The following is a 23,199-nucleotide window of genomic DNA, read 5'->3' as shown; positions in this document are numbered from 1 at the left end:
GATCGGGGCTGTTCGATGGGCGCCGAGCAATCGAGGCACCATGTCGCAGGTTTGCCCATGCTCAGGTCTGGCACAGTCCGCGTTCCTCCGCACGCGTTCGCCCGAGCCTAGCGTATGAGCCAGCAGGCCTTGCCGCGTGGCCAAGCGCCTCGGGCAACGCGGGCGTGGTGTTCAGCAGCCCGATTTCTGTACGCCGTGCGGTGGGCATACGTCGGACCGCGTTAGCGGCACCCGACCGTCTGCCATTGTCTCGCGCCAAAACGATGCTGTACGCACGCGACGGGTCCACAAACATGCGCATGCCCAGTAGATCGATGATCGGTGCGCTACGGCGAACCGATCACGTCGTCAGCGCGTCGCATTCTGGACGGCGATGACCGGTGAGAAGAGCTGGCCCAGCGCCTGCACCAGCTTCAGCGGCTGGTTGGCGGAGGCGTTGGCGATATATACCACGTCCTTGTCCCGCATCACGAATTGCTGCGCCAAGAAGTAGTTTTGCGCGCGCAGCATATCGATCCGGTAGACGATCGGCCTGACAGTCGGGGGTGCTGCGCCTGGCTGCTTCGGCTTGAGCGATGCTGCCCCGGCCGGCAGGCGGAAGACAAACACCGAGCTAGGATCGGCGCGACCGTCATTCGGCCCGCCCGCGCGCGCTAGCGCCTCCGCCAGCGTCAATGTGCGGCTCTCGAAGGGGATCTGTGAAATCCGGTCGATCGCGCCGAACACGGTGAAGGTGCGAGGCTGGCGAATCAGTTCGATGCGGTCGCCACCTAGCAACACCAGATCGTCGGGCGAACCGGACAGGATCGTGTCGAGCGGCTGCTCCACCGTGCGTCCCCGGCGCGTGAAGCGCACGATCTCGTCCTGCGGTCCGGTTCCGGTCGCGGTGGACGAACCGGTCTGCGCAGCACGGCTGATCCCGCCGGTATCCGCGATCACGTCGAGCAGACGTTCGCGCGCCAGCGTTAAGGGCACGCGTCGCGGATTGGCGACGGCCCCCATGACGACGACGGTGTTTGAAACGTTGCGGCGAAGGGTGACAATTACCTGGGGGCTCTGCGACTTGCCGCGCAAGCCCGCTACGATCAGGCGCTGCACCTGCACCGTGGTTAATCCGCCGACCGAAATCGTGCCGATATAGGGTACGGTGATCTCGCCATTGCGATCGACGACGATCCCGCCGTCACCAACTGTTTCACCGCTAGCGGAGGGTGGCGGATCGCCACTTGCGGAGGCGCCCCCAGCCGCAATATTAGCGTGTCCGCCGAACAGCGATGCGCCGACCTCGTAAATTTCGATCGAGAGCACGTCGCCCGCTCCGAGCGTATCGATCGCGCCGTCGGCGGTCAGAGTAGCAAGCGCACCGGCAGTCGTATCCATAGTCGACAGGGCGGCGATGTTACCGGGCGCAATATCGACGATCTGAAACCCGATGTCGTTGCGCTTCGTCGCATCTTTTGTGATCCGTCCCCCGGTGGGGCCATTACGCGGCAACGTAGCGCAAGCGCTCATCCCCGACATCGCCAACAACGCTAGTCCTGGACGGACGAACTGTACCGAGCGTGCAACACGCATGATATTACTCCAATGCCACCCAAGATGCTCGGGCGAAAATACGCGGCTTGTCCGGGACGATCCCGAACGTGCCTCGCGAACGCGCCTAGCGTTTGGCGACTTGCTGGTAAAGTTGACGGAGGCGTTCGGCGAAAATGGTATGGGTGAATTTGGCGGCTTGAAGCGGCCCCCGTGTCGCCAGTTGATTCCGCAAGGTATCGTCCCGATCAAGCCTGCGGATGCCATCGACTATGGCGTCGATGTCGTATGGATCTACGGCAAGGGCAGCATTTCCGGCCACCTCGGGAAGCGAGCCGGTGCTGCTCGACAGCAGCGGAACCCCGGCCGCCAGCGCCTCCAGTGCCGGCAGACCGAAACCTTCGTACAGCGCCGGGAAAAGGCTTGCCTTGGCGCCGTGAAGCAAATCCGTTAGCAGAGCGCGGGGGACGTAATCGATACGACGGATCCGCTCGACCCCGGGCAATTGTCGGCCATGCGCGCTGCCCAGCAGCTTCAGCTCGCGCTCGGCATGCCAGGCTTCGGCGCCGACGATGACCAGCGGGGTCTCGAGATCAGCTTCGAGATAGGCCTGGATCACGCGCCCGAGGTTCTTCTTTGGCTCGATCGCGCCGAAGAATAGGAAATAGCCCTTCATCTCCAGGTCGAACAGCCGGCGCAGCCGCCCGGCCAATCCGGTCGGATCGCGCAGCGGAGGTATGTCGCTCGCCTGGTAGCAGTTGGTGACCCGGTCGGGATCGGCGCCGAGCAGTTCGATGATGTCGTCGCGCGACTTTTCGGACACCGTGACGATATGGTCGCTGCGCGCGACGCAGGCGCGCGCGAGCCGGTCATAATAGCGCTTATCCTCGAGACTGGCGCGCGGCAGCCGCAACGGTACTAGGTCGTGCAGTGTATAAATGTTGCGCGCGCCAGCCACGCGAAGCGGCAACGGATAGGTCCAGTGCATGATCGTCGGCGGGTTGGGCATCCGCAGCGTCATGAACGTGCCGTAGCGGCGGAAATGCCGCGCGCAGACGTCGTAGATTTCGCTGAGATTGAACAGCCGGTCAAACCGCGGCAACCGGTCTCCCGCATCAGCCATGATCGCCCGGCCGGTCACAGGAATCTCGATCAGTTGATGCGCCAGCGGGTGGACGCGCCAGCGCCGCACGCGTTTGCGCCAAGTCAGGCGATTTGGCACATCGGCCCCCAACTGCCCGAAGAACAGCGATTCCCGAAGATCGATATCGGCCTTGCGCGGGATGTTGACGCCGAACACGAGATCGACCGGATAGCCGAGCTGGTCGATCGCCGCGGCCAGGTTGCGGCCATAGGTAGCGACCCCGGTACCCTGCGGCAAAGCGAGGTTATAGCCATCCAGTCCGATCCGGACGGCCGATGAATCATGGTCGGTCATGCCATCCCGTACAGGGATAGCAGGCGCTGTGCATAGGGGCCGAGCGCAAAGTGTTGCGCCCGCTGCCGTCCCAGGCGCGACAGACGGTCGCGCAGCGCCGCATCGCCGTCGATCGCGATCAGCCTGGTTCGCAGCGCGGACAGATCGAGCGGATCGACCAATAACGCCGTGCCGTCCGCGACTTCGGCGAGCGCTGCGACGTCGGCCGCCAGCACCGGCGTTCCCAGCGCCATCGCCTCCGCCACCGGAAGCCCGAAACCTTCGGCGAGCGACACGAACACGAGCGCGCGCGCACTGCCGATCAGGTGCAGCACGCGGCCGCGCGGCTGCAGCCCGAGCCGAACCGCGCCGGGCGTCGCGGCGATATGGTCGTCGATGCTTGCGGCATCCAACCCGTCCGGCCCTGAGATAACCAACGGGGTCGTGATTCCGCTGGCGTGGTAGGCGTCGAGCAGCCGATGCAGATTTTTGCGAGCCTCGACCGCCCCGACATACAGCAGATAGCCGCACGCATGGAGCGAGCCGGGCAACGGACCCTCTTCGGCACCGGCGACATCGATGGCCTGATGGCAGCAGGTTACCGACACCGTGGGCCACCCCATCCGTGCGACGATCTGGGCGTGCGCGGCTTCCGATACCGTCGCGAAATCACCGCCCGAAGCCCGCAGCGCATCGAGCAGGCGCCGCAGGCGCGGGCCATTGACCGGACTGGGGATCGCCGGATCGAGCGGCAGCACGTCATGGATCGTATAAAGGTTGCGCCAGCCCGTGACCCGCAAGGGCAGGGGATAGGTCCAGTGCATGATCCCAGGAGGGCCAGGCAGGGTGATCGGCATCGGCCGCTTGTGGATGTCAAAAAACACCTGCGCCTCGCGGAAGACGTCGGGCACGAGGAACCCTTCCGCACTCGCGGTTGCATGACGGCGCCACGGACGCGCTGCCGCCAGCAGCTTGCCGATCTGCGACCGACGAACCGCCGGCCCGCCATCCTTAAGGATCGACGGATGGATTCCTATGCTCTGCAAGGCACCAATAAGGGTTCGTACGAATTGCCCGATACCGGTACCGGCTCCATCTTCGGACAGCATCCGCCCGTCGACGCAGATCGGCATTGCCGACGAACTGACCGCCGCGGATCCTCCGAAGCGTGTGGCGTCCGATATCAGGCTGCCAAATCCTGCAAGGTCATGGCCTCAATTAGCTCCTGCCGCGCAAGCGTGTTGTCGACCTGCGCATACCCAATGGAGCGCAGCCCGATCGCGTAGTTGCGGACTTCGCCCGGCAACTGGGAATAGGATCCGATAACGTTGAAACGCAAATGGAGCGCTCCATCTTTACCAACCACGGCCGGCATGCGGATCGCTCCCCCAGCGTGCCGAAGATCATGCAATCCGATCGATGCTGTTTCCGTATCCGACGCGATGTCGGATATCTTCAAACGACACTCAAGCGCACCGGGCGCGATCGAAAGCTTCAGATAGACCAATAGCGAAGTCCCCGCTGCCATATCGGTCGCTATCGAAAGCTCTGGATTGGCTCCTCTCATCCAGATCCCATGGTCTTCGGCGGCGTAGAAGAAGGCGGATTCCGCCAACAAGCGGTTCAGACGCTGAAAATACCGATGCGTATCGACGCGATCGCCAGGATAGACCTGGAAAGAGAAATTCTCACCTTCCTTGAGCGTCGCCGTGAACGGCGTGATCGGTGTATCCTGATGGAGTTTTATCTTTTCTAGGAAATCGGCGCCGACATCGTTCCACGTCCGTGCAATGAAACGATCGCGGATCGCCTCTACCCGGCTACGAAGATACCCTCGGTCGGTGATCATTCGCCGAAAGACCTTGACCCCCTGAGTCAGGTTAAAAGGATCGACATAGTCCACCAGGTCGCCGCCAACCTCGGGAATGGACGATGTATTGGAGGCAATGCACGGGCGTCCGTGGAACAGGCTCTCGCCGACCGGCAACCCCCAGCCTTCGACAAAGCTCGTGAACACCGAAAATTCGCATCCGGCATATACCGCGTTCAACTCGCCATCGGACAGGTTGTGCGCGATATGCAGTCGTCCGCCGAGATTCTCGGTCGCCGTCAAGACATCGGTAAGTGCGCCGATCTTCCAGCCATGCCGGCCGACGAAAACAAGATCGGGCACATCGACGCCTTCGGCGATCAGACGTCGCCAGGCGTTGATGACGTACAAATGATTTTTGCGCCCCTCGATCGTCGATACATACGCGACGTAGGGCTTTCCCTTCACACGCCGGAGCTGCTCGGGCCACGCGACGGAATGACCGGCTTCGCGCGTCAAATGATGCGCCAGTGGGACGGTCGTCATCGGGATGGGCCGCCCCCCGTTTTCAGTGATGAAGTCGGTCAGCGCAATGCGCGTCGCGTCGGAGATCGTCAAAACGAAGTCGGCCGTACCGCAGAGCTCGCAGATCGCCATCGTGAAGTCGGTGACCAGGGCATCGTCGCAGAATTCCGGATGCGTCACCGGGATGATGTCGTAGACATAGGCACCGATCCGCACACCGTCGCGCTTGGAGCGGACGAAATTCTGGATGCTGTTCCCCAGGCCCCAGAAAGCCCCTAGCAGGATGATCGTACTGCCCTCGAGCGGCCTGACGCGTTCTGCGGCGTCCTCGCACGCCATCAACATCGCCCGCAGCGTTTCGTGATCCACCTGCCGTCCCGAGGCATAGTCGATGGCTCGCATCATCTCGGCGTTGTCGACCATCCAGAACTCACCGGCAGGAAGCGCGGGCGTCTCCGGTCCGACATTGCTCAGAATGAAACGGACGTCGATATCGGTATCCCGTATCGCATGCATGGCGATGCCCGCTTGCACACGCTGGATCCCGGACATCGTCACATGCGCCTTGAGATACCCGAAAAGATCCTGGATCGCGAAGAAGGTGGTGCCCTCCCCCAAGCCCAATGCTTCGATTGCCTTCGTGTCACGGCGTAGCAACCGGATTTGCTGCATGCTTTCGACGTTAGGTGCGATGTCGTTTACCCTCTCATAGGCTGCAAGTGCGTCTTCGCCGCGACCCAGTCGCCGCAGAACGTCGGCAAGGTGGATGCTGGCATCGGCATCGCGGCTATCGAGGTCGACCGCGGCCTGATACGCGTTCGCTGCCTCGGTCAGAAGCCCTTGTTCCTTGTAGGCGTGACCCAACTGAACCCAGATAGGCTGGTCGGTGCGGTTGACCACAAGATGCCGCGCATACGCAGCCGATGCGCCCACCCAGTCGTGGGCATTACGGCATTGATTACCGGTACGGCGATCGTTAGCCCGGCTTCTCTTGTTCAAAAATTTCGAAAGCATGTTTTGCTCCTACCGCGCCCGAGCCGTCGAGTTCCACTGTTGCGGCGCTCCCTGCACCAGCGGGCATCGCCTCGCAAGCAAGGGACCTCATATACCTACCGATACATCGGGGCGCTTGTTCTGATGCTGGCAGTCGCGCTAGCGGCGATGTCGGGGTTCGGCGGGGGGGATCGATCAGTCGCGACCGCAGCGGCTGCGCCTGCGCCCTGCGCCGCGATACCGCGCTTGGCCGGCAGTGGACACGATGCAGGACCCGCTCTTCAGGCCTGTCTGGACGCAACCCCGACAAACGGGAAACTGGCGCTTCCATCCGGCCGGTATGAGGTTGTAACGCCCGTTCGCCTCCGACGTCCGGTGACATTGACGACACGCGGCCTTTCACCGGATGCGCGTCCGTGCTTTGCCGACGAACGTCGCTGCGCAGTCCTGCATCTCGCGATCAAAGCGACCGCGATGGCGGGCGCGATCATGCCCATCACGATAGACAGCAACGCCGTCCGGCTCGATCACCTGGTGTTCCAGGGAACGCGACTGACCGATCCAGCCCTGTCGGCAAGGCGCTGCGCATCGGACAAGAAACGGCCTATGGCGGGCGGACTTCTCGTCAACGGAAATTCGGTGACGATCACCCGCTCGGTTTTTCGCGATATGGCCTGCTATACCGCACTCGAATACGGAACCGGTGTCGAGGCCGTCATCAGCGACAACACCTTCATCGGAAACGGCACGCATAATACCTTGCTGCACTGGGCAGACGGTTTGACGATCCATACCGCGCAACGCTTCCAGATCTCGAGCAACCGATTTCGCGACAATACCGACGTCCAGCTGATATTCGGCAGTTGCGTCGGCTGCACGATCACCAACAATAACTTCAATCATAGCGGGACTGCCGAGGGCGGTGCGTTCGCCGAGATCATGCTGCAAGCCTGGCCCAACGCCACCAGCGGCGATTTCACCGGCACGCAGGTCACCCGCAACACGATCGATTGTGGCGCCCAGCGGCGATGTGGCTTCGGCATCATGATCGGGTCGGCCCCCTGGTATGAGGCGCCGACATTCGGGGGTGCGGTGACCGACAATCGGGTTCGCGGGGCCATGCTGGCGCTCAACGTCGACTATCTCACGGGGCCGATGGTGATCGCGCACAACGACCTCGAAGCAGTCTCCGGCACCTATCCGAGCATGTGCGGCCCGCAACGGATCTCCGGTGCTTCGGCGAACTTCTCCGCAAGGTCCCGGATGGTTTTGCCCCTGACCGCTACGGATACGGCCACGACCGCCAAGCATTACTGCATTCTGAACTACAGTATCCGCTAGGCTAGATCGATCGCATCTCGACTTCGACTGCGTGGTTCAGAATATCAACCGTTTTCTCGTTGGCCGTAAGGTCAAGAACGGTCGTCCGGGCGTTCTCGCTTAGATGCCTGTATTCGTCCAGCGTAAGCGCCTCCAACGCTGCGATGGCCTGCTCGATGGTATCTGTAACAATGGAGTTTTCGGGACGCAGGAAATACTCGCCGAGCGTTTTATCTCGCATGAACTCATGCGTGCTCACAACCGGGGTTCCAAGCATCATCGATTCCAGGCAGGACAGGCCATAGGCCTCTTCGTCTTTGAAGTGCGCCGTGAAGAACGATGTTGCCATCCGTGCATTGCATTGTGCATGCGTAAGCAGGCCATCGGTGGCTTGATGGCCGAACATGTAGCAATTCCCCTGCCACTGCGCACGAAACGCTTCAAAGGCAGGCAGTCCCCGCGTCCAGAACGTCGGCATACTTATAAATGACGCTATCGTCCGGTCTTCGAACGACTGAACGATATCCTTGGCAGTAACGTCGGCAATTACGGGTCGTGGGAAATACAACAGCCTGTGCTGTATCGGATCAGGATAACTTTTCCAAAGCCCAATATCCGGGCATATGAGGATATTGGATATATGCGGCTCATACACATGGTTTTGCTGAGCAATATTAAGGATCATCTTGTCGCCATGCTCGCGCGCAATAGACTTTAGATCTTCCTCCTGTGCCTTGCACCCGATCAAAACAAAACCGGGTTCCGTCTTCATATAGTCTTCGAAGGATAGGATCTCGCTTCCAAGACCGGTATTTTCGGCGAAATACGTAATCCGTCCCCAGTCACAATCGGGACTGAAGACCTTGAAGCCGATCGATTTGAAATCACGAATTAACGCTTCGGTACCCTGGGGGTGATAATTCTGGATAAGAATAGACTTGCTCATACATGCATTTCCCAGCTGTACACTGATTGGATATTGTTTTTACTGTATGGACTGATTGTGCATGTGAATATCAATGGCCTCATCTATCGTGTCATAGAAACTAAGCCGGCCATCCTGCAAAACTGCACCGCGCTCGCAATACGCACGTAAAGTATTTGGATCGTGACTGATCATCAACAGGGTGCCGGCAGAGCGCCGATGATGGAGCGCGTCTTCGCAGCGCTGCCGAAAGCGGTCGTCGCCCGCTGCGGTGACCTCGTCCACCAGATAACAATCGAAATCGATCGCCAACGAAATGCCAAACGCGAGACGCGCCATCATACCGGCCGAATAGCTATAGATCGGCTGATAGAAATAAGCGCCCAGCTGCGCAAAATCCTCAACGTAATCGAGCAGCTGCTGGATATCCCTGCTGTAGATCCGCGCGATGAACCGGGCATTGTCGGCGCCGGTCAAACTGGACTGGAAGCAACTCGAATACCCGATCGGCCAAGAGCATGATACCGAGCGTGTGATGCGGCCGGCGCTCGGCGCCTCGACACCCGAGATCAGACGCATCAAGGTCGATTTACCGGCACCATTGGCACCGCATATACCGAGGCTGCATCCGGTCGGAATATCGAAGCTCAGATCGCTCAGCACATCCTTGCGGAACTTCCGGATGTGATAGCTTTTGGATACGTTTTCAAACGAAATCATCAATTAACCACATATATCAATGTCATCGTCCTGTACGATCACGCTCGCATCTGCCGAGCAACTCAATGCTCCGTGTCACCGCGCTCGGTGCTCAGTGTAAGGCTCCGAGACGTAATTCTCAAGCAGCGGCATTAATACCGCTTGCTAGACCAGACTGACAAACATACCATCGTCTCTGCTCAATTTTATACCGTAATTCGATAGTTTTGAGAGGTTTTTGCGATGCTTTACAAATACCCATCCAATCAGTATTTGGTCTAGTAACCAAGAGTTGCAATGGTCGACAGCCCATTCTGGCATTATCAAGCCCGGCTTGACATTACAGGGACTATTCGACGTCATGCGGCTGGCCCGCAGACCGCACGCTCTGACTATGCGCTTAATTATTTCGGTATGGCGATCGATCCAAAATTCTTTCCCGAGCATCTCGAGCCGATGAAGGGGACCGTCGAAGTCGACGTTATTCCGGCCAAGTGGCATGCCGACATGGCAGAGTTCGGAGCGGCATTGCGCGCCGTCGATCTGGCTGGCGATGTGTTCACCGTTATCGAGCTTGGTTGCCACTGGGGGTGCTGGATCAACATTACGGGTGTAGCAGCGCGTCGAGCGGGTAAGAAAGTTCGTGCGGTCGGCATCGAAGGCGAGCCAAATCACGCGGCGTTCGCCCGGGAATAGACCTTGGCAAACGGGTTTTCTTCAGAAGACGTGACGATCCATCACGGAGTCGCGGCGCCCCGTTCGGGAACCGCATTCTTCCCGCCCGAGGGGAGTGGGCTCGACCCGATTATCAACGGAACGCAAGACCAGGAATTAAAGGCGGAAAACAGCGGACTCTACCACAAGCTGCCCGCGGTCGGTTTCGCCGATCTTGCGGTTGGCGTGAAACGCGTGGATTTACTGCATATCGATATCCAGGGCGGCGAGGCCGATCTGGTCGCTAGTTCGCTGGACTTTTTGAACGAGCATGTCGCTTACATGATGATCGGGACCCATTCGCGCGAGATCGAAGGTCGCCTCTGCGATGACTTGCTATCAGCGGGGTGGCAACTCGAGGCCGAACGTCCCGCCATCATGGACCTTGCCGGCAAGCCGACGCCGCGGGTCGACGGTGTTCAGGACTGGCGCAATCCCCGCGTCACTGGTCATGCCCGGTGACATTTCCGCGCAGCCGCTCCTGTCGACCGGAGCGGCTGCCATAGCCTTTATGCGGGGGGTCTTCGTATTCGGGCCTAAGCGTCGCCCGCGGCGTACATCCACTGTAGCGTATCGGCGAGGCTACGCGGCGCCCAATCCGGCAGCGTCTGCCGGAGCAGCGTCGCGTCGCCGCCCAGCACTTCGACGTCGCCCTTGCGGACGAACGCCTGATTGACTTCGACCTCGATACGATGGCCGCTGATCGCAGTCAGGTGTTCGAGGATGTCGCCGATCGAGGAGACCGCCCCCGTCGCGACGTTGACCACAGGGGGAACATCGACCGCCAGCGCCAGGCCCGCATAAGCGTCCGCAACCGAGCGCACGTCGCCGAAATCGCGCTCTACCCAGGTATTGCCGAGCTCGATCACATCGGCACGCCGGCGAAAATGGTTGACGATCTTGGGGATCAAATACTGCGTGTCCTGACCAACGCCCGTATAGTTGAACGGCCGCGTCACGACGATCTCCAGCCGATCCCGCCACAAATTCGCACCTTGCTCCATCGTACGCTTACTGATCGCATAATGGTTGACCGGATTGGTCGACGTGTCCTCGGTGATCAGTCCCTCGGCATTCGGGCCGTACACCTGCGCGCTCGACGCCAGGATGCACCGTGCGCCGGACTTTTTACGGCTGACCGCGTCGAGCAGATTCAGCGTACCGAGCTGGTTGACCGTATAGAAGGACATCCAGTCGCTCGCATCGACGAACGCATGACCGGCAAGATGGATGACCCGGTCGAAGTCCAGACCGTCGACCGCCTGGTCGACGGCCGCTTGGTCGCGCAGGTCGCATTGCAGCGCGACCGGCGTCGCGCCGGCCTGCTCCAGCGCGGCGGACACGAAGCGACCGGTAAAGCCGGTCGCTCCGGTCAGCGCGACCTGCATCAGAACGACCATCCGGCAGTATTGCGACGCATGTCGGCTTCCATCATCAGCTGCGCGAGTTCTTCGAGCTGAACCTCGGGCTTCCACCCCAGTTCGCGCTCGGCCTTGCCTGGGTCGCCGATCAGCAGGTCGACTTCGGACGGACGGTAGAAGGCCGGATTGACGCGCACGAGCATCTTGCCCGTCTTGCGGTCGATCCCAGTCTCGTTCTCGTCCTTGCCCGACCAGTCGAGCGTGATTCCGACATGGCCAAACGCCAGCTCGACGAACGTGCGGACCGGCTCGGTGCGGTTGGTCGCCAAGACATAGGTGTCGGCGACATCGTGCTGGAGCATCAGCCGCATACCTTCGACATAATCCTTGGCATAGCCCCAGTCGCGCTTGGCGTCGAGATTACCGAGCTCGAGGATCTCCGCCTTGCCCTGAGCGATCTTGGCGACGGTATCGGTGATCTTGCGGGTTACAAATTCACGCCCGCGCAGTGGCGATTCATGATTGAACAGGATTCCGCTGGTGCCGAAGATCCCGAAGCTTTCGCGGTAGTTCACGGTCAGCCAATGCGCATAGAGCTTGGCCACGCCGTACGGGCTGCGCGGGTAGAAGGGCGTATCTTCCTTCTGCGGGATCGCCTGGACCTTGCCGAACATCTCGGACGTTGATGCCTGGTAGAAGCGGATGTCGCGATTGACGGTGCGGATCGCTTCCAGAAGATAAGCCGCGCCGAGGCCCGTGATCTGCCCGGTGGCGATCGGCTGATCGAACGACACCCCGACGAAGCTCTGCGCAGCGAGGTTGTAGATCTCGGTGGCTTCCGACGTTTCGATCAGCCGGATCGCCGAACCCATGTCGGTAAGGTCATATTCGACCAGCTTGAGCCCGGGGTGATTGGTGATGCCGAGCTCGTCGATCCGCCAAAAATTGACCGAACTCGTCCGCCGATACGTCCCATAGACCGTATAGCCGCGGTTTAGCAGATTTTCAGCCAGATATGCGCCATCTTGGCCGCTGATCCCGGTAACGATAGCGGTCTTCGACATAGTTTCTTCCCTCGATAACATGAGCGGGGCGATAGTAGCGTCATGCGCCGATAACCAGAAAATCTTCTGCCCTTTTTGCATTTTGACGAGGCATTCCCGTGCTGGGTAGTCCCCTTACGGACCTATTCTCGGCCCATGCCGGGAAAGCCTGACCCGCAAAAGGGCCGTCCGCTTATGTCAGGGCGCTGATGATCTTTGGCGATCAGCGCACGCCCTACTACCCATACACGGCGAATCCGTTCTGTTATACAGTGCCTAGTCCACACCCGGCAGGTGGGCGCTGCGACGGGCGACGACCCGGCAATAGCGCCGGCCGCACCGAATGGTCGTCGACAACGCCATGTCCTCCGGGCTCAGATCGACGTGCAGAAAACGGGGCGCAGGACAGTCGCTGGCGATCGTGAGCAGATACCGTGCCTCAGCCGCAGCGATGCGCAAGACGGCAACAGGACGCAAGTAATCGACCATCACGACGGCGCCGCGAAGCGCACGCGCCGCGATCGCCGCCCCAGGATCGCCCCGACGAAGTGCTGCTTGCGCGAGATCCTCCGAAAAGGCGGACGACGACGATCGCTCAAACGCGCTCTTAGACTTATCGATGCCCCGGCTATACGCGCAATTAGCCGATCATGCCGCATCTTGTTGTCAGCAAATTTTACGAATGACGGGCAGCGTTGCAGTCCAGTTTTCTTCAGAAACAAAAACCCGGACTTCCGTCCGTCGTGCCAGCATCTTGACCTCAAACTGACGATAAATGATTTTTGGTACAGCAAAGTTTCCAAAATACCGGCGCTTGCATAGCGGTAAGGAAACTCCTTCAGACCGTATATCGATCGTTAATCGGTCCAAGCGCAGCGTGGAACGGCGTGCGCCGCGCTGCGCTATTACGGAAACTTCGTAAAAGCCGGGCTCTAGATCGACGTACGGACCATAGATCAAGGCACCTTTACGATCTGAGACTTTACCAAATGCAGGCCGATCAATCAAAGTTGTGGGTTCTCCAGACTTTGATAAAAACTTTCGTCAGGAATAGATAATGTCCCAACGCGGTAGATTTCCGACAACCCCATGGCACGCGCTTGAGCTCGCACACCTTCAAGTGTTTCAGAGCAACAGGCTGCAATGCCGATTTCTCCTCCTCCCAAGCCTCCCGTAAAGAAAACCAGTGTTAATCCATTTCGCTCAAAGCATTGCCTGATGAAATTATGCGACCACCCATTCTCGAACCATCCTCGCTTTCGCGCGACATAGATTGACTCGGGATCCAACCGAATACCCCAATTGTTCCACCAGTTTTTTTGAACCGGTTCTCCAACGAAACCTATAATGCCCGCTGCCGCCATTTTAGATTTAAGCTGCCCGATGAGATCCCATGGCCTCAGGCAATGATGAAAAGACTGAAAGAAAAACGCAGCATCATATGCGGAGTCCGAAACTCTGCTAAGTCTGCTAAGATCGTCAAAATTCATCTCGTCGCGGGTGATGTTGAGGTTATGCGCTGACGAGCGTCTCCGGCTCAGCTCCCCAAGCGCCGGGTCAATATCAATAGCGTGGACGTTACATCCCGCGTACGCATAAATCTCGGAACTAAGTCCATGCCCGGCGCCGAGATCCAGTATGCGCGGGGACGACTTAAGATTAGATACCGATAGCATCGTCGTCAACGCGCGCATGCTATCTGCCAATATGGCGACGTCGCTGATTCCGGTTGGGTTGGGCGCATCCAGTAGCGGCCGAAGATCGTCGTCGTGCAACTCACCAGACGACTGGTCGAGATCGCGGGATGATATCCCACGATAAAGCTCAACCTGCTGTTCGAAATAGGACCCTGAAAATGGATCGAACGATTGATCCACTACCGTATCGTAATCGAGGTCGATGGGGTAAAACTCTTGCTGGATCGTCGGGCATCCAAGGTTACCACCTGACGCATCGACAGCATGAACAAACCTGTCAATTTCAGCTGTGTGCATACGGGGCATACATATCTCGCGTGGCTAGAGCTCCTTTCACGCCTTATCATGGCTGCATGGAAATGCCCGTATTAGCTAGCGCTACTCTAGCAGGTTGAAAAAACAGCTTGATCCGTCGTTGATTCCTGTCTGTCAGCGCAGGCTCACGGACTTATTAAGAGGACGGTGTACGAGAGCTCGCGATGGCCAAAACCAAGCATGACGGCAAGCGCATCTTACCGGACGTAGAGGCGTTCGCCACATCGCCAGACGATTAGATTGATTATGCGGTGATAGAAAAGGCCGATCGCGTCGCCGTGGTCCCGGTCAGCATGGGCTGGGACGACCTCGGCAGCTGGATGCGCTGCACGTAATCAGCGATTTTGACGCTGACGGCCGCGCGCATTCGAGCAGGGTTGGAGGTGATCGCGATCGAGACGAGCAACTGCTTGGTGCGCACCGACGGCGTACATGTCGCCATCGTCGGTGTCGACAATTTGATCATGGCGGCAGCCGATCGGCCGCATCGCGGCGCTGAGCACTTTTTGTCGCTGATATCCTAAGTTTCGATCGCCTCGTAAGTCCCACCTTTTGCGACATGGGGATGTCGTGTTTTGGTCGTGAGCCGTCCGGCCGTTTGGGCAAGCAGATGCTAGAGCGGTTTCTCACCGGGCTGAATCATAAGGGGATTCCCGTCGCCGCGGTTTTCTGATTCAGAATTCCTGCCGGCGCAGGAGGCTGGCATGGATGGCGCGAGCATTATCGGTAGATCTTCGGGATAGAGTTGTAGCGGCGATCGCGTGTGGTCTGTCGCGTCGGCAGGCCGCGGTACGGTTCGGTGTCAGCGCGGCCAGCGCCGTCCGGTGGCAGAAGCTTGCAAGCCAGCATGGGACGCCGGCACCGCAGCCGCAGGGCGACGATCGACGTTCGATGAGGATCGAGGTGCATGCCGGATTGATCCTGGACGCTTACAAGGCGACGCCCGATATCACCCTTGCCGAGTTGCAGGCGCTTCTGGCCGATCAGGGCACCGAGGTCGCGCTCGGCACGATATGGCGGTTCTTCGCGCGGCGCGGGATCACGCGCAAAAAAAGACAGCGCACGCGACCGAGCAGGATCGCCCCGACATCCTGAAGCGACGAGAGGAATGGTTCGACGGTCAGCTCGATCTCGATCCCGAGCAGCTCATCTTCATCGATGAGACCTGGGCATCGACCAACATGGCGCGTCGCTATGGCAGAGCACCACGCGGCGAACGATTGCGGGCCGGCGTGCCGCACGGGCACTGGAAAACCACCACCTTCGTCGCCGGTCTGAGCCGCACCGGCATGATCGCACCCTGGGTCCTCGACGGGCCGATGAACGGTGATGCCTTCACCACCTACGTGACCCGCGTCCCGGTGCCCGAACTCTCACCCGGCAACGTCGTCATCATGGACAACCTGTCGAGCCATAAGGCGCCAGCCGTGCGCACTGCCATCGAAGCCGCAGGTGCCCGGCTCCTGTTCCTTCCGCCCTACAGCCCGGACTTCAACCCTATCGAGATGGCCTTCTCGAAACTGAAGGCACACCTGCGAAAGGCGGCCGAGCGGACTATCCACGGCCTCTGGGATGCCATCGGCCGTATTGTCGACCTCTACTCGCCCCAGGAATGCTCGAACTATTTCGCAGCCGCTGGTTACGATGCAGACTGATCAGAAACCGCTCTAAAAGCTGACATAGCCGAGTGTCGCAGGCTTTCCCGAAAAGGACCGCAAATTGCGAACGCCAGCGGCTTTTCGAAATTTGTCTTCTCCAGACATCCCGAGAAGACGAGTTAACCGCGAAAATTGTAGCAACCATACTGTCGCGCGGTTAAGTCTGATTACAACCCGCTAGATGGTTGGCACCGACCGACCTTATCAAGCCAGTGGGCGAAGTCTATCGGTTCAACTAACGCGAGAAATGATAGGTATGAATAGCATCCGATTGAAGCTGTTCGCCGAAGCCATGTGTCCCCATCCTGAGCGCGAGATTCACGCCAAAGGTTTGTGTGCATCTTGCTATAACCGGACCAATGCACGCGCCCGTAAAAAGGAGGCAGAAGCTGGGATTATATATAGATCGATAGATGCCGCTATAGAAGAGAAGCTTAATGCGGCGACTTGCAATCACCCGGATCGAGTAAGGCATGGTAGAGGTTTATGTTTGAACTGTTACAAAAAGGTCTATTTAAAAGCTCGTGACGCGGGCGCGAAAGCGCTGCGGAACTTCGTCCCTAAAATAAAGCTTTATGCCCCCTGGGATTCCGCAGTTTAGGCTCAATTAATTGTGGTCGATCTTTCTCGCGGACGAACCCGTAGCGAACCTATTCCCAATTACACTTTCCCGAAATCGTCACCCGAAGACAGAAAAAACGGGAAAGACCGTGCTAACGCCCGACCGCTGTCGGCACTTCGGATTGCTCACTCGATTGTCCGGAAGTGAGCGACAGGAGACAATCGACTTTCGGGTGATCCGATCAGCGCGGGAGCACTAGCAGAGGCGTTTCTCAAAACCTGTTACCGATTGCGTTTCCCGACGGGCAACACAGCGACGGAGTTATGGGAGAGCGTTGATGCCGCGTGGATGTCCTGAGTTACGCCAGCTATATGCTATCTCTCCTGCGACAGCGGATTGTTCGACTGCGTTCTTGGTCGCGAAGGAAGGTTGCTGCTACCGCTCAGCCAGCTCACTCTCCAGTCTGGCGATGGCAACGCCAAGCGCGTCGAATTGCGCGCAGGAAGGCTCCTGCCGCGCCCGTCGGGCCTCCTGTACCAAGTCCGACCAATAGGTGATGGTATCCTTGTAAACCGGGTGACCACGCAGCCTGCGGGCGCTTGCAATGGCATTCTCAAGGTTCTCTAAGATTGATCCGTGGAGCTGCATGAGACCAGATAGGCCGGCAATCCATAAAGAAGAAGGTTTTTTGACGGCCGCCGAAAGCCGCCACGCGGTCGTCGCTAAAGTTCTAAGTTTCGCGACAAAGTTGTCGATGCTCGATATTCCTCGTCCATCAATGTCGCAAAAGTCGGTTGCATAATCATTTTATTCTGATACAGTTCTGCGACATGCTGATCGGCTACGCCCGTGTGTCCACCGACGACCAAGACCTCCGCCTTCAACGCGCCGCGTTGAAGGACGTCGGGTGCAAGCGGGCGTTCGAAGAAAAGGTCTCAGGTGCGAAGCGTGACCGGCCCCAGTTAGCCAAGATGATCGAGCAGCTCCGCGACGATGACACGGTGGTGGTGACGCGGCTCGACCGGCTGGCACGCTCCACCCGTGATCTGCTCGACATCGCCGAGAAGCTCAAGGAGGCGGGTGCCGGCCTGCGCTCTCTGGCCGAGCCCTGGGCGGACACCACATCGCCAGCGGGTCGCATGGTGCTCACCGTGTTTGCCGGCATCGCTGAGTTCGAGCGCGAGCTGATCCACCAGCGCACCAGCAGCGGGCGGGTAGCGGCAAAGGCGAGAGGAGTTCGGTTCGGCCGCCCGCCTAAGCTCACCCCCGACCAGATCGCGCTCGGGGAACGGTTGGTAGGCGAGGGTACTTCCGTTCGCGAAACCGCCAAACTGCTCAAGTGTCACCATGCCACGCTCTATCGGGCGTTGACTGCTGCGCTGGCTCCGTGAGCGCTCTGCAACCTGGTGCTTCGGAAGGGGAGGCCTGATGCCGATCCGACCCGAACACGTGTTCCTGTACCCGATCGACTGGCCGCAGCTCTCGCGTTATGTTCGCTTCGTGCGGGCAGGAGGCTGCTGCGAGCATTGCGGGCGCCCCCATGGGCAGAGAGTATTCCATCTCCGGGACGGGCGGTGGTGGGACCGGAAACGGCATTGCTGGCGCAACGGACAGGGTCGCCGCGTGCGACGGCCGACCGAGAACATTCTGGTGCATGGTGCCTGGACGCCCGTGGTGCTGGCCTGCGCGCACCTCAACCATAACCCCAGTGACAGCGCGCTCCATCAGCTCGCGGCGCTCTGCCAGCGCTGCCACATGCTCTACGATGGCCCGGAACACCGCCGCCGGCGTTGGATGAACGCGCATTACCGACGTGCCCTCGGCGACTTGTTCTACGGCCCCTACCCTTTGTTCGGAGCCGACTGGATCACGCCCACTCCACTCAGCATGCTGGATAATGACGTTTTGCTATAAGGACCTTAAGGGGTGCTATATAAGGCCTCCCAAGAAAACAGGTGACTTCCATAGCTAGCACACTCCTTGCGGAAACGACGGCCACCGTATCCGAGTTGATGCGCAATCCAATGGGCACCGTCGCAGCTGGCGAGGGTTTTCCCGTCGCCATCCTCAACCGGAAAAAGCCGGCTTTCTACTGCGTTCCTGCCAAGGCTTTCGAAGCGCTCTTGGATCGGCTGGAGGATGCTGAGCTGAACGCGATCTCCGATGCCCGCGCGGGGGAACCCGTCACCAAGATCGCGCTTCATGACCTATGAGCTGGGGCTCCTTGAATTCTGCGCTGAAGTATGGTGCAAACTCGGCACGCAGACACGGGACCAGTTCAAGAAGAAGCTCGCTGAGCGGCTCGACCATCCGCATGTCCCCGCCTCAAAGCTTTCGGGGGCGAAGGACCGCTATAAAATCAAGCTGCGTAACATCAGTTACCGTCTTGTCCGGAGCATTGAGCGGGTCGCCGGAAGATGCTTTTTTACCACGCGTTGTTGCTCGAAACTCAAATGCGTCGGTTTAACGGCTGATAGATTGTAATCTGAGAGCCAACGAAACGCTCGGCATCCTCACTGCTCGTAAGGCGAGGCAACACCTCTCCGTGATCTTCATTGCGGCCTGCTTCAGCGGCCGCTTCGTCGCTAGCGATTCTTTCGGACGAGTTCGCCATAGCGGGCCATCTATGCAGGCATCGCTACGGGCTGCGCTGCCTGCGGCCGCGCTCGAACCGATACGGACACTTCAACTTCTCGATCAAGCCGACCAAGGATCGAGATAAGCCGATCGATCGTAAACCGTCCCAAATTGACGTTGCGGATACGCGAGAAGTCGGCTGCTGCGATGCCAGTCGCGCCATGGGCGGCGCGGACGCTGAGCTTACGCTCGTCCAGCGTCTTGATGATCTCTGCCGCCAGCAGCGCTTTAGTCTGACGAACCTCCGGATCGGGTAAGCCGAGATCGCGGAACAGGTTACCACTGCCGGCAAGGATGGCCATATCGTCGTCGTCGCTCATCGCTTCAGTTCCTCTTTCAGACGCTTAATCCGCTCTGCCACGAGGTCGATCTCAGCCTTCGGGGTGGCAATCCCGCTCTTCGACTTCTTCTGGAAGGCGTGAACGACATAGATCACCTCCCCAAGCTGGACGGCATAAACGACGCGGTAGGCATCACCCCGCTCCCGCAACACCAACTCCCACACACCGGAGCCAAGGCCAGCAAGCGGCTTGGCGATCCTAGGCATTCCGCCATCGGCAACGATCGTCAGCGCCTCGGCCGCTTTGCCCTGGGTCACCTCTGGAAAGCGCCGGAAGTCCCTTAGAGCGCCTTTCACCCAGCCGATCGGTCGCGTATCTCTCATGCTATCGCATTGTTGTCAATTTTGCCAACGGATGTCAGCCTTCTACCTACGCCAAACGAAGTAACAGACCGTTTGATACGGTGCTTTGCTCGCTCGCATACGGTTTTGCCCGTCAACGACTTGGTCCATCACGATCCTGCTGACGATCGCGTTCACGGTCCATCTCGATTAGCATTCGCTGGAGGATTTCCTCGGGCGTTTGCTGCCGAACCAGCCCAAGTTCGGGTGCAGAGCGCTCCAGCTCCTCACGCAAGGCCGGGTCATGATACAGACCCTCGATCATCTCATTCCTAACGACCGCTACCATCGGGTCGCCTAATCTGCGCTCGTTCTCCACCGTCCACCAGCGCTCCATGAACCGTTCCGCGCGAAGCTGGGGATCGCTGTCGACCTGCGCCTCCACAGCCATTGCCTTAAGCGTGCCGCGGAAGTTGCCAGCCGCAGCTTCATGCACAAGGCTCGGGTTTTGCTCGATCGCGGTCACGAAGTGACGCAAGCCATCATACCGTATCTTGTCCAACGCTTCACCGGCTTGGGTGAGCTCGCTTCGCTTATGCGGCAGCACCGCCAGCCCCGTCTCCTTGGTGCCGGCGGTATCAATTACGGCACGAGCATAACGCTGGATCGCGCCGGGCAGGTCGAGCCGGCTCGTGCTTTCGGGTACATCGTCGAGACGTGATATCTTTTTTGCCTCAGCCGGATTTTGTGATTTGGGAGCCGTCCTCTCTTCGCCTGGAATCCGAAGGCGATTGCTCCGAATGCTGGGCTGCTCATCCGTCTCAACCTTGGCGGGGCGAAGGTTCCGCGCCCTGCCTTGTTCAGCAACAGCCTTGGCGACCGCGTCCAACGACCACCGACGCTTGGGCACTGGTTCAAGACGGCCAGCCTCAGAAGGTGAGGCAACGTGTCGACCGGAGTCTGGATCGCGTTCGCGGCGCTCTCGAGCGCGCGCTTGCATCACGCGAACGACTTCGTCGGCGCGGATCAGGTCGGAACTCGCCCGGAGCGCCTTGTTGGCTTCAACTTTTTCTCTCATCGCACGCGAGCGCTCAATCGCTGCTGCGAGACGGTCCGGCGCTTGAAGCGCTTTACTGGCTTCAAGTTTTTCACGCGTTGCGCGCGCGCGCCCAAGCAAGTGTTCAACCGCCGCTGCGATCCGGTCAGGGCCGTGATCTGCACCGGCTTGGCGTGCATCAACATCCGACGCCGGAGCAGGAACCCCGCGATCCAGTGCCGCCTCGCGGACGGCCCTGGTCGAGTTTGGCTCGGGCGCAGGCATCGTCGCGACGAACTTTTGCAGGCCCTGCGCGACCACCTGATCGACGAACGAAGCTGAACCTGACAGCTCGTCGATCGAGCGCTGATAGGTAGCGCGCACCGTCTCCTGACGCGTTCCAAGGAACGCCTGAACGGGGTCAACAATACCCTGTTCGCGAAGTCGCTGGGCGCGCTCCACCCGGCTCACATCAAGCCGAGGCACCTGCCCTTTGTCGCGGATCTTCTGTACCGCGATGTGCTCATGCGTGCGGTCGATCCCACGTGCCTTGGTCGGTGTCGCGTTGGCTTCAATGCCACGCGCGCGGAGCTTTTCGGCGAAGCGCTGCCGCCAGCGAAACAGGTCATCGCGGTCCGGATGAAAGCGCCGGCCGTCCAGATCCCGGCGCGCGATCGTGATGTGAACATGGGGATGATCGCGATCGACGTGAAGCGATGCGACCCACTGGCGGTTCGCAAACTCGTCGCGCGCGAAGTCCAGCGCGGCTCCCTTGAGGCGTTCCGGATCGGTCCCAGACGGCATCGACAGGATCATGGAAATGGAGGTCGCGCCCTTCCGTCGCGCGTCCCCGTCCATCTCCGCTTCGTGCCACTCCTTTGCGAGCAACTGCATCTCGCGACCGTCGTGAACGACTTCCCCTTCGCTCGTTTCAAGACCCAGCTCCTTCTCCGCGCCGTGACCCAGCCGGGAAATGTAGGTGAAGTTTGCGAGGACATGTCCGCCGCCATGTTGGCGACCAGTGATGCGCACCATCACCTCGGGAACACGGCGCGATGTTCGCTCCAACGTCATGAACGCCCGGCCGCTCATTCGGTCGCGAGAACCGCCTCCGAACGCGTGCTTCGCTTGAGCACTTGGTCGTGATGCCGCAGATGACGATTCGGGTTTCGGCAACATCAATGCGACAGTCTTGCCAAGCATCCTGCCCCCGACTTTAGGGGCTTTGGTGCTTCCTCGCCCGGAGCTGGGACGATGCTTTTTGAACGGCGCGAAGACGCCTGCCATCGAATCCATCGTACCAGAAGAGAAGCGGAAACTCATTCCACCGGAACCGGTGCTGCGCCGGTCCAGTAGCTGATCTCACCGCCAATCGAGGAGGCCAAGGTGCGGCGGGATTCGGTCAGCAGTGTTCTCAGATCGCCGCATGTCTCCATGAAGGGCACAGCGATCCGGGCGATGTCGAGCGAGCTTTCCGGCATGTTCGCCGCGTTCATCGCGTGGACTGCCTGGTTGATGTTCACCCCGATCTTCTGGATCTGTTTCCGGATCTTTGTGATCTCGGTCTGTGTCGAAGGAGCCAATCGGAGCAGTGCGGCCTTGTCCCAAAGCTGCCAGCGGATCGTGCGCTTGACCCACTCACTCCGTGTCAGACGCATCGGCGCGGCCACGGTGTCGATGCCTTCGATTTCACTCCTGTTCAGCCGAACGGTCAGGCGGATATAGTCGTCGGGGTGGCTCCTACCCTGAACCGGCAAGATCGGCAGATCCTCGGTTTCCGGCGCAAGCACGCTGCGCATGAGAGCGCGCGCGATCCAGCGACTGCGGGTCTGGCCGTTCGCTGCGGCTACGCGGTCGATCTCTTCGACCAGCTCGTCTTTCAGTCGAACAGTCACGATCATCTTAGAAGCCCCGCGCAGCGGATCTCAAAACAACAATGTCATACATCGGTGGTTTCTGTGATATCCTGCCATATCTAGCCTAACACCCATATAAACTTTCAAACTCATGCTAGCAACCGGAACCCACAAATGACGCGGAGTGGAGCATAGTGGTTCTGGCAAGGCGCTTTCCCTCCCCTGCTTGGGCTCATGTGGCCGAGACAAGCGCCGCCTGAGAACACGGCTCAGCATTCGAGCATGCCGCCCCAAGGCCTGCCTATCTTTCCGAACATGGAGACCACTGCTGACATCGTCGCACTATGCCCCCGCTGGATGGAGAACAGCGGGGGCATACTCCGGATGAATGCGCAGGTCCGCACGCGCTGCTGCACATGCAGGACACTGATCCGGCTGAGATTGAAGGACATTTTCGCTCGCCATGGTTCGGATTA

23 protein-coding genes are annotated in these 23,199 nt (G+C 59.6%); 9 read left to right on the top strand and 14 right to left on the bottom strand.

What is annotated here, in order from left to right; genetic code table 11:
- Positions 1-348: 348 nt before the first annotated feature.
- From L8F97_RS19200 to L8F97_RS19185, 4 genes are all read right to left on the bottom strand, one after another.
- Positions 349-1,512, bottom strand: a complete 1,164-nt coding sequence (locus L8F97_RS19200; RefSeq protein ID WP_242153898.1) for a polysaccharide biosynthesis/export family protein — start codon at positions 1,510-1,512, stop codon at positions 349-351.
- Between the two features lie 148 nt (positions 1,513-1,660).
- On the bottom strand, positions 1,661-2,971 hold the full coding sequence (locus L8F97_RS19195; RefSeq protein ID WP_242153896.1) for a glycosyltransferase family 4 protein: 1,311 nt from the start codon (positions 2,969-2,971) through the stop codon (positions 1,661-1,663).
- Complete coding sequence (locus L8F97_RS19190; RefSeq protein ID WP_242153894.1) at positions 2,968-4,083, bottom strand: glycosyltransferase; 1,116 nt, start codon at positions 4,081-4,083, stop codon at positions 2,968-2,970. The genes L8F97_RS19195 and L8F97_RS19190 overlap by 4 nt, the downstream gene beginning before the upstream one ends.
- 50 nt (positions 4,084-4,133) lie before the next feature.
- Complete coding sequence (locus L8F97_RS19185) at positions 4,134-6,299, bottom strand: glycosyltransferase family 4 protein (RefSeq protein WP_242153893.1); 2,166 nt, start codon at positions 6,297-6,299, stop codon at positions 4,134-4,136.
- Positions 6,300-6,752: 453 nt separating this feature from the next.
- On the opposite strand from L8F97_RS19185, the gene L8F97_RS19180 reads away from it, so the two are divergent.
- Entirely contained in the window at positions 6,753-7,619 is an 867-nt protein-coding gene (locus L8F97_RS19180; protein WP_242153891.1) for a right-handed parallel beta-helix repeat-containing protein, read from the top strand.
- Between the two features lies 1 nt (position 7,620).
- On the opposite strand, the gene L8F97_RS19175 is transcribed toward L8F97_RS19180, so the two are convergent.
- Positions 7,621-8,544 (bottom strand): glycosyltransferase, encoded by a 924-nt coding sequence (locus tag L8F97_RS19175; protein WP_242153889.1) that lies wholly within the window; start codon positions 8,542-8,544, stop codon positions 7,621-7,623.
- A 39-nt stretch (positions 8,545-8,583) separates the two neighbouring features.
- Entirely contained in the window at positions 8,584-9,243 is a 660-nt protein-coding gene (locus tag L8F97_RS19170) for an ABC transporter ATP-binding protein (RefSeq protein WP_242153888.1), read from the bottom strand.
- 276 nt (positions 9,244-9,519) lie between these two features.
- Between L8F97_RS19170 and L8F97_RS19165 the strand changes: the two genes are divergently transcribed.
- Positions 9,520-9,918 (top strand): hypothetical protein, encoded by a 399-nt coding sequence (locus tag L8F97_RS19165; protein WP_242153886.1) that lies wholly within the window; start codon positions 9,520-9,522, stop codon positions 9,916-9,918.
- A gap of 3 nt (positions 9,919-9,921) precedes the next feature.
- On the top strand, positions 9,922-10,398 hold the full coding sequence (locus L8F97_RS19160; RefSeq protein WP_242153883.1) for a hypothetical protein: 477 nt from the start codon (positions 9,922-9,924) through the stop codon (positions 10,396-10,398).
- A 74-nt stretch (positions 10,399-10,472) separates the two neighbouring features.
- Here L8F97_RS19160 and L8F97_RS19155 read toward each other — a convergent pair whose 3' ends face one another.
- From L8F97_RS19155 to L8F97_RS19140, 4 genes are all read right to left on the bottom strand, one after another.
- Positions 10,473-11,336, bottom strand: coding sequence for a GDP-mannose 4,6-dehydratase (locus L8F97_RS19155; RefSeq protein ID WP_242153881.1), 864 nt, complete (start codon positions 11,334-11,336; stop codon positions 10,473-10,475).
- Entirely contained in the window at positions 11,324-12,361 is a 1,038-nt protein-coding gene (gmd, locus tag L8F97_RS19150) for a GDP-mannose 4,6-dehydratase (protein ID WP_242153879.1), read from the bottom strand. Before gmd ends, L8F97_RS19155 begins: the two co-directional genes overlap by 13 nt.
- A gap of 645 nt (positions 12,362-13,006) precedes the next feature.
- Positions 13,007-13,348 (bottom strand): hypothetical protein, encoded by a 342-nt coding sequence (locus tag L8F97_RS19145; RefSeq protein ID WP_242153877.1) that lies wholly within the window; start codon positions 13,346-13,348, stop codon positions 13,007-13,009.
- Positions 13,345-14,343: a class I SAM-dependent methyltransferase gene (locus tag L8F97_RS19140; protein ID WP_242153875.1), complete on the bottom strand. Its 999-nt coding sequence runs from the start codon at positions 14,341-14,343 to the stop codon at positions 13,345-13,347. The genes L8F97_RS19145 and L8F97_RS19140 overlap by 4 nt, the downstream gene beginning before the upstream one ends.
- Before the next feature lie 353 nt (positions 14,344-14,696).
- Between L8F97_RS19140 and L8F97_RS19135 the strand changes: the two genes are divergently transcribed.
- The 6 genes from L8F97_RS19135 (at position 14,697) to L8F97_RS19110 (ending at position 19,056) form a co-directional block, all read left to right on the top strand.
- Complete coding sequence (locus L8F97_RS19135) at positions 14,697-14,876, top strand: hypothetical protein (protein ID WP_242153873.1); 180 nt, start codon at positions 14,697-14,699, stop codon at positions 14,874-14,876.
- A 184-nt stretch (positions 14,877-15,060) separates the two neighbouring features.
- Positions 15,061-16,007 (top strand): IS630 family transposase gene (locus tag L8F97_RS19130; protein WP_242153870.1). Its coding sequence is split into 2 segments (ribosomal slippage): positions 15,061-15,397 and positions 15,397-16,007, totalling 948 coding nucleotides; the frame shifts between segments, so codons are not numbered across the junction.
- A gap of 1,395 nt (positions 16,008-17,402) precedes the next feature.
- The gene (locus L8F97_RS19125; protein WP_242153868.1) at positions 17,403-17,963 is read left to right on the top strand and encodes a recombinase family protein; all 561 of its coding nucleotides are present in this window, start codon (positions 17,403-17,405) and stop codon (positions 17,961-17,963) included.
- A 37-nt stretch (positions 17,964-18,000) separates the two neighbouring features.
- Entirely contained in the window at positions 18,001-18,486 is a 486-nt protein-coding gene (locus L8F97_RS19120) for a hypothetical protein (RefSeq protein WP_242153867.1), read from the top strand.
- A 110-nt stretch (positions 18,487-18,596) separates the two neighbouring features.
- Positions 18,597-18,785, top strand: coding sequence for a plasmid stabilization protein (locus tag L8F97_RS19115; protein WP_242153864.1), 189 nt, complete (start codon positions 18,597-18,599; stop codon positions 18,783-18,785).
- A complete protein-coding gene (locus L8F97_RS19110) occupies positions 18,775-19,056 on the top strand; it encodes a type II toxin-antitoxin system RelE family toxin (RefSeq protein ID WP_242153862.1) in 282 nt (93 codons plus the stop codon). The genes L8F97_RS19115 and L8F97_RS19110 overlap by 11 nt, the downstream gene beginning before the upstream one ends.
- 140 nt (positions 19,057-19,196) lie before the next feature.
- On the opposite strand, the gene L8F97_RS19105 is transcribed toward L8F97_RS19110, so the two are convergent.
- The 4 genes from L8F97_RS19105 to L8F97_RS19090 form a co-directional block, all read right to left on the bottom strand.
- Positions 19,197-19,529, bottom strand: a complete 333-nt coding sequence (locus L8F97_RS19105) for a helix-turn-helix domain-containing protein (RefSeq protein ID WP_242153860.1) — start codon at positions 19,527-19,529, stop codon at positions 19,197-19,199.
- A complete protein-coding gene (locus L8F97_RS19100; protein WP_242153858.1) occupies positions 19,526-19,873 on the bottom strand; it encodes a type II toxin-antitoxin system RelE/ParE family toxin in 348 nt (115 codons plus the stop codon). Before L8F97_RS19100 ends, L8F97_RS19105 begins: the two co-directional genes overlap by 4 nt.
- 112 nt (positions 19,874-19,985) lie before the next feature.
- Complete coding sequence (locus L8F97_RS19095; protein ID WP_242153856.1) at positions 19,986-22,190, bottom strand: relaxase/mobilization nuclease domain-containing protein; 2,205 nt, start codon at positions 22,188-22,190, stop codon at positions 19,986-19,988.
- Positions 22,187-22,768, bottom strand: a complete 582-nt coding sequence (locus L8F97_RS19090; protein ID WP_242153854.1) for a ribbon-helix-helix domain-containing protein — start codon at positions 22,766-22,768, stop codon at positions 22,187-22,189. Before L8F97_RS19090 ends, L8F97_RS19095 begins: the two co-directional genes overlap by 4 nt.
- Positions 22,769-23,199: the final 431 nt, after the last annotated feature.

The organism is Sphingomonas sp. BAUL-RG-20F-R05-02 (assembly GCF_022662305.1).
GTDB lineage: Bacteria > Pseudomonadota > Alphaproteobacteria > Sphingomonadales > Sphingomonadaceae > Sphingomonas.
The sequence above is the reverse complement of the archived record's forward strand: the minus strand, read 5'-3'. Positions and strand labels throughout refer to the sequence as shown.

Coding starts and splice junctions, on each gene's coding strand:
- L8F97_RS19140 (WP_242153875.1), bottom strand. CDS start 14,343: ATGCCCCGTATGCACACAGCTGAAATTGACAGGTTTGTTCATGCTGTC.
- L8F97_RS19115 (WP_242153864.1), top strand. CDS start 18,597: ATGGGCACCGTCGCAGCTGGCGAGGGTTTTCCCGTCGCCATCCTCAAC.
- gmd (WP_242153879.1), bottom strand. CDS start 12,361: ATGTCGAAGACCGCTATCGTTACCGGGATCAGCGGCCAAGATGGCGCA.
- L8F97_RS19165 (WP_242153886.1), top strand. CDS start 9,520: ATGGTCGACAGCCCATTCTGGCATTATCAAGCCCGGCTTGACATTACA.
- L8F97_RS19125 (WP_242153868.1), top strand. CDS start 17,403: ATGCTGATCGGCTACGCCCGTGTGTCCACCGACGACCAAGACCTCCGC.
- L8F97_RS19120 (WP_242153867.1), top strand. CDS start 18,001: ATGCCGATCCGACCCGAACACGTGTTCCTGTACCCGATCGACTGGCCG.
- L8F97_RS19100 (WP_242153858.1), bottom strand. CDS start 19,873: ATGAGAGATACGCGACCGATCGGCTGGGTGAAAGGCGCTCTAAGGGAC.
- L8F97_RS19180 (WP_242153891.1), top strand. CDS start 6,753: ATGGCGGGCGCGATCATGCCCATCACGATAGACAGCAACGCCGTCCGG.
- L8F97_RS19190 (WP_242153894.1), bottom strand. CDS start 4,083: ATGCCGATCTGCGTCGACGGGCGGATGCTGTCCGAAGATGGAGCCGGT.
- L8F97_RS19185 (WP_242153893.1), bottom strand. CDS start 6,299: ATGCTTTCGAAATTTTTGAACAAGAGAAGCCGGGCTAACGATCGCCGT.
- L8F97_RS19105 (WP_242153860.1), bottom strand. CDS start 19,529: ATGAGCGACGACGACGATATGGCCATCCTTGCCGGCAGTGGTAACCTG.
- L8F97_RS19095 (WP_242153856.1), bottom strand. CDS start 22,190: ATGAGTTTCCGCTTCTCTTCTGGTACGATGGATTCGATGGCAGGCGTC.
- L8F97_RS19090 (WP_242153854.1), bottom strand. CDS start 22,768: ATGATCGTGACTGTTCGACTGAAAGACGAGCTGGTCGAAGAGATCGAC.
- L8F97_RS19110 (WP_242153862.1), top strand. CDS start 18,775: ATGACCTATGAGCTGGGGCTCCTTGAATTCTGCGCTGAAGTATGGTGC.
- L8F97_RS19195 (WP_242153896.1), bottom strand. CDS start 2,971: ATGACCGACCATGATTCATCGGCCGTCCGGATCGGACTGGATGGCTAT.
- L8F97_RS19155 (WP_242153881.1), bottom strand. CDS start 11,336: ATGGTCGTTCTGATGCAGGTCGCGCTGACCGGAGCGACCGGCTTTACC.
- L8F97_RS19200 (WP_242153898.1), bottom strand. CDS start 1,512: ATGAGCGCTTGCGCTACGTTGCCGCGTAATGGCCCCACCGGGGGACGG.
- L8F97_RS19170 (WP_242153888.1), bottom strand. CDS start 9,243: ATGATTTCGTTTGAAAACGTATCCAAAAGCTATCACATCCGGAAGTTC.
- L8F97_RS19175 (WP_242153889.1), bottom strand. CDS start 8,544: ATGAGCAAGTCTATTCTTATCCAGAATTATCACCCCCAGGGTACCGAA.